This window comes from Corynebacterium tuberculostearicum (genome assembly GCF_022347235.1).
Classification (GTDB): Bacteria; Actinomycetota; Actinomycetes; order Mycobacteriales; family Mycobacteriaceae; genus Corynebacterium; species Corynebacterium tuberculostearicum_F.
Map to the genome: position 1 here is coordinate 1 of NZ_JAKRDX010000037.1, position 5,197 is coordinate 5,197.

Annotated in this window: 4 protein-coding genes; 3 read left to right on the plus strand and 1 reads right to left on the minus strand. The window is 52.4% G+C overall.

Annotation, left to right across the window (positions count from 1 at the left end):
• From MHK09_RS11490 to MHK09_RS11500, 3 genes are all read left to right on the plus strand, one after another.
• Positions 1–798 (plus strand): LGFP repeat-containing protein (locus tag MHK09_RS11490; RefSeq protein WP_436232120.1); only part of this gene is annotated, 798 nt, incomplete at its 5' end.
• A 41-nt stretch (positions 799–839) separates the two neighbouring features.
• Positions 840–1,733, plus strand: coding sequence for an AbfB domain-containing protein (locus MHK09_RS11840; RefSeq protein ID WP_179387022.1), 894 nt, complete (start codon positions 840–842; stop codon positions 1,731–1,733).
• Between the two features lie 110 nt (positions 1,734–1,843).
• A complete protein-coding gene (locus tag MHK09_RS11500) occupies positions 1,844–4,876 on the plus strand; it encodes a coiled-coil domain-containing protein (protein WP_250413607.1) in 3,033 nt (1,010 codons plus the stop codon).
• Between the two features lie 37 nt (positions 4,877–4,913).
• Here the strand turns inward: MHK09_RS11500 and MHK09_RS11505 are convergent.
• Positions 4,914–5,197, minus strand: a 284-nt coding sequence (locus MHK09_RS11505; protein WP_250411974.1) for an integrase core domain-containing protein, incomplete at its 5' end; no start/stop codon positions are given.

A 5,197-nucleotide genomic window follows, 5' to 3' on the forward strand; every position in this document is an offset into this window, starting at 1 on the left:
ACGCAACACCAGCGGATTGTGGTGTCGCCAACATCAACTATGAAAGAAAACCCCTTGCAGTACCGGGTACGCGGAACACCGGTACCAACTACGCAGACTCGCGGTACCAACTACCCCAAATCGACATGGGAGCGTAGCTCTTTGAAGTTTCCCACATCGGAAAAATACGCTGCAGGCGGAGGCATAAAGCAGGATTTCCAGGGCGGATCTATTCAGTATTTTGAACCTACTGGCAAGGCCCTGGAGGCTTATGACAATCAGAATATTTCGAGTTACCGTCAGATTTATCCACTGTTTAACACCACCGACTTCAAGCGGTGGCATGCAGCCGGGGTTTATCGTGAAGTTATCCAAAACATGGATAAGTACTTTCCTCTCTCAGGGTGCCCTGACGAAATTACCGAGGGCTCCGTATGCACTTTTACAGGTGTGGGCGGAGCTAAAAGCAAAGTAACCGTAGAGCGTATCTCTGATGAAGGGTTTTCACTGGTTACTGCTAGTGATCATCCTGAAGGCGGCGGCAGAACACTAAACATCCGATTCGATGAAGTAGCTTCCCCCAATGCAGATGATGACGATGTTGTCTTCGACAACGACAGCGTAGAAAATTCCTACACCGGCTCTGACAAAACATGGGTTCGCCTCGTAGTCGAATCCTTTGGCCCGACACAGACCTCAAAGGTTCAAGGTCCTTTTAGCTCCGATCACATTGGTTCACAGGTATGGAGCAAGTTTGCCGGAACTGTGCGTTCAACCATTAATTCCTCTTCGACGACGTATATCCCGTTGTCGAAGTAACCACGGTGTTCAACTGCGTACCTAGATTCAAGGAGCCTATTGTGAATTCTTTTGTCCAACGCTTATCTATCGGAGTACTTACCTGCATAGTTTCTGCTGGTCTTGCTACCTCTCCCGCACTAGCGGAAACGCCTGTGAACACCACAGCAGGCGACGGTGGTCTCGTTCAAAAAGACTGTGCTACTGGGGCGGAGTACGTGCGTATTGATTCTTCAGAGCTGGAAAATTCTAAAGCGTGCTTTTTCCTTACAAAGCCCACAGGCTGGGTGGCCGTGAACATTACGGGATCGTATGGAGTTGTCAATCGCTTAAAAGTACCGGTTTCAGTGGCCTTTAAGTTGCCTGATGGTGATGTGTACTGGCAGCGAGTAGTGGAACCAGGAAAAATCCAAAGCATCGACGTTGGCAATAATCGTTCTACCGTTGTTGAAATGCAGGTCACCCCGGTAGCGACCTCAACCGGTGCTGGCACTGGCGACCTTAGCGTGGATACAGCCAACCCACACGTGATCAGTATGCGTTCTGCTGGCCGATATGCCGGCGGAAAAATACTGCGATTGTCTTGGGCCGGAGTAGAACTATCAAGCATAGATAGAAACTCAGGCTTTAATGATCGCCTCGACGCGTCTTTTAAAGTAGTCCCAGCCCGCGATGGTTCTCAGTGCCTGTCCTTGGAAGCAGCCGCATATCCAGGCGTCTTCTTGACCATGCACTCTAACGGATCGGTAGCTGTTCAAAGCAACCCGAACGCCAAAGGTGCAACGTGGTGTCCTGCAAGTGTGGCAGAAACTCCCACAGGAACTCGCCTTGCTTCGGCACTAAATCAAAATCGTGTTCTCACAGCAAGTGGGACGCAAAAGGTTGCGACCACCACTTCTCGCACGAGTGAATCGGTGTGGTTTATCGACCAGGGCCTTGCCCTACCCGGGAAGTAAACACAAAACATGTAATAAAAGGGCCGCCACTGTGTATGCCTTTTCAGGCTGCTTTCGCTGTAACGCATAGCGCCCAATTAACCCATACCTTTAGATAAGAAAGTCCGCACATGCGCTACAAGCATCATCACCCTGCGAAGACAGTGACACATTGCGCTCGAAAAATCATGTCCGTTATCACCGCTGCTGCAGTAGGGCTTAGCCTTTCGTCAGCGCATGCGCTTGCCCAAGTAGATCAACGCGACCTGGGTGCTGAGATTGCTGATGAACAGCAAGCGCGAAACTATGCCATTGAAATGGTGAGCACCAACTTCCCTGCCTCGCAGGCAGCTGCTGAAGAAGTACTTCGAGGCGGGCAAGAAGAATTATCTGCTTATGCGAAATCAGGCATGGATGAGGCCCGCACTCAAGACCTTCGCCAAATAGTGGTGACAATCTCTTCACTATCTGAAGAAAACGTTCAAAACGCAGCCAAACAGGCACTTGATGCAGGTGATATCGACAGTCTTAGCAACTTTATCGATACTGGGTGGCAAACAGCCCAAACCGAAGATGATCGTGCCACCGCGTGGAAAGCGACCCAAGCGCCAGAAGGAAGTGTCCTTAAATCAGCAGCCGAAAAGGCACTATCTACAGACACTGAAGAAGCCCTAAGCGAGTTTGCAGCAACAGGTGCAGATAAAGCTCGCTGGGATGATAAACGACGCGAAGTCTACGAACTTTCCCGATCCCCACTCCCATCAGTTGCTGCAGGCGCTTCAGAAGCACTGATGACAGATACAGATACAGCAATTGAGTCGTATCTTCGCTATGGGCAGTTTGTTGATGCGGCCCAAGACTCAGAGAAGATGAGTATTACCGAACTGGTCGATACCGCTATCGAAGAGTCCGATAAAGCCCAGCGTGCCGCAAGCTTCGCTGCAACAAACGCTGACCAAGCCAGACGGGCAACAGAGGCATCTCGACAGGCTACTCAAAAAGCAAAAGATGAGGCACTAGCCGCCGATGCAGCACAAGTAAGGGCAGGCAATGCCGCAGCGTCGGCAGGAAAGCTTGCTAACCAGTCTGCCCAAGTAGCCGATAACGCAGTGGCTGCAGCAGCAGAAGCACGACAAGCCTTAGCCCAAACTGCCGATGCTCTAGCTCGTGCAGCCTCTGCTGCTTCTCGGGCACGGATTGCAGCCCAAGAAGCAGCATCCCGTGCTTCTGCGGCAGGTTATGACGCCTCCATGGCATCTCAAGCGCGCCAAGCAGCCGAACAAGCTCGTGATGCTGCACGGGCTGCTGACAAAGCCGCGCAATCTTTTGTCCACGCAGACGCCGCCGCCGGTTTTGCCCGCACCGCCAGCGGCGCCGCAGCCAGCGCTGCAAACAATGCTGATGCGGCAGCAGCCGCTGCATCCGAAGCAGCAGCCGCCGCAGGAGCCGGTGACCAAGCCGCTGCAGAAGCACGAGCAGGTGCCGCACGAGCACGCGCAGCAGCCTCTCGAGCACGAGCAGCCTCTAACGAAGTCGACGGAATCGTCAACCAGATCACCGAACTAGTACAAAAAGCCCGTACAGCAGCTCGACAAGCCGCCGACCACGCAAATAAAAGCGCCCAAGCCGCAGAAGACGCGGCACGAGAAGCCGGCAATGCCTCTGCCGCCGCACAAAGAGCCGGCGCTAATGCTCAATCAGCCCAAGAATCAGCGATAAAATCCATCGAGGCCATCAACCTTGCCAATGACATCGCCAAACTTTCTCAAGAAGCTGCCACCCAGCGCCAAGAACAAGAAGCCCAATACCTCAAAGACCAAGCAGTATATGCACGTGAACTCGAAGATGCACAAGATAAGGTAGTCCACGATAACAAAGAAGAAAAACAACGCCTGCAAGCAGATCTGACAGAACTTTCCTCTCTAGCGCAAGTTCCTGAGGAGAGCATCGACACTGCAAAGGTTCAGCAACTTACAGTCTCTGCTTTACAAGTAGGCGATTCCATGGTCCAGGGCGGCGCTCAAGTCGCACTCCAAACCGGATCTCAAGAAGATCTTCTGGCCTTCGTGAAGTCTTTCGACTCCCTTAAGTACCAAGACAATGTCACCAAGGCCCAATTCTTGTGGCAGGCAGATCCCAATCCAGAAATCCGCAAAGCTGCCGACGAGCATATCGAAGACCCTCCAGCAGAGTTAGACACGTTCCTTAACGAGACTGTTCACACTATGAAAGTCCCAGAACTAACTCGACAAGCTTGGCAGCTTCGCGACGCCGGCGGCAATACCGTTAAGGAAAAAGCTGACGCAGCCATTTCTTCTGGAACCTACGATGACCTTGTCGATTTTGTCGTTGAAGGCGGCTTTGAAAAAGCTCGATATGAAGACCAACAACGTCAAGCCTACGAACTCGCAAGAACCGGCGGACCCGAACTTAAAGCTTCTGCAGAAGCAGCTGTGCTCGGCGACCGAGCCATGCTCAACGAGTTTGTCTCTGTTGAAGCTTTTCGAAAGTCTGGCGATGATGCCGAACGCACAGTTTACAACGATAGTATCAACGCTCTACTTCAACAAGGTTTTTCCGCAGCGCAAAAAGCATCCGAAAACGCCGCTAAAGCCCAGCAGTCCTACTATGCCGCCTATGGCGATTCTGTAAAAGCAAGAGACTACGCCAATCAAGCTTCGCAGTGGGCAGGAAAGGCAGCTCAATCTGCCCGAATCGCACAAGACCATGTGTGCAACGCAGAAAACTCCCTACGCTTTGCTCTAGCCCAGAAAGAGCGAGCTCATACTGCCGCTAACCAAGCGGAAGCAGATGCGCGACAAGCTGGCGCCAATGCCGACGCGGCTACTAGCTATGCCTTACAAGCACACCAATCAGCAAATGACGCTGCAAGTTCTGCTGCAACCGCACGCCAATCAGCCAATCAAGCCGGCTACGACGCTCAGCGTGCAGGCCAAGCAGCTCAAGAAGCCTACGACGCAGCAATCCAAAAGCAACTCGCAGAAGAAGCAGAACTACAAGAAGCCTCCATGGCTGGAGCAGGTGACAACGCACCGACAAGCGTTCTTGATGCCATTAAAGAAACCATCGGCAAAGAAGCACTAAACATCTTGCTTGACTTTATAGGCGTTACCGACGTAATCAATTGCTTCAAGTGGGGTTGACCGCAATTCGTGGACACGTAGTGGGGCTACCTAGTGTTTAGGCAGCTATTTCTTTTCTACTGGTGGTTAGACCAATGTGGTTTTCGAAGTCGACGGGACTGACCATTCCTAGTGCAGAGTGCCGGCGCCGACGGTTGTAAACGACTTCCATCCAGTAGGCAACGGCCTTGCGCGCAGCATCGCGGGTAGGCCAACGCTTACGGTCGTAGAACTCGGTTTTAAGCGTCGACCAGAACGACTCAGCCATCGCGTTATCAAAGCACACACCAGTACGCCCCACAGACTGAGCAATGCCCAGGTTATGGCAGACTTCCCAGAGCT

Bases quoted from the DNA above. Each gene is read 5' to 3' on its own strand.
- MHK09_RS11500 (WP_250413607.1), top strand. From the start codon at position 1,844: ATGCGCTACAAGCATCATCACCCTGCGAAGACAGTGACACATTGCGCT.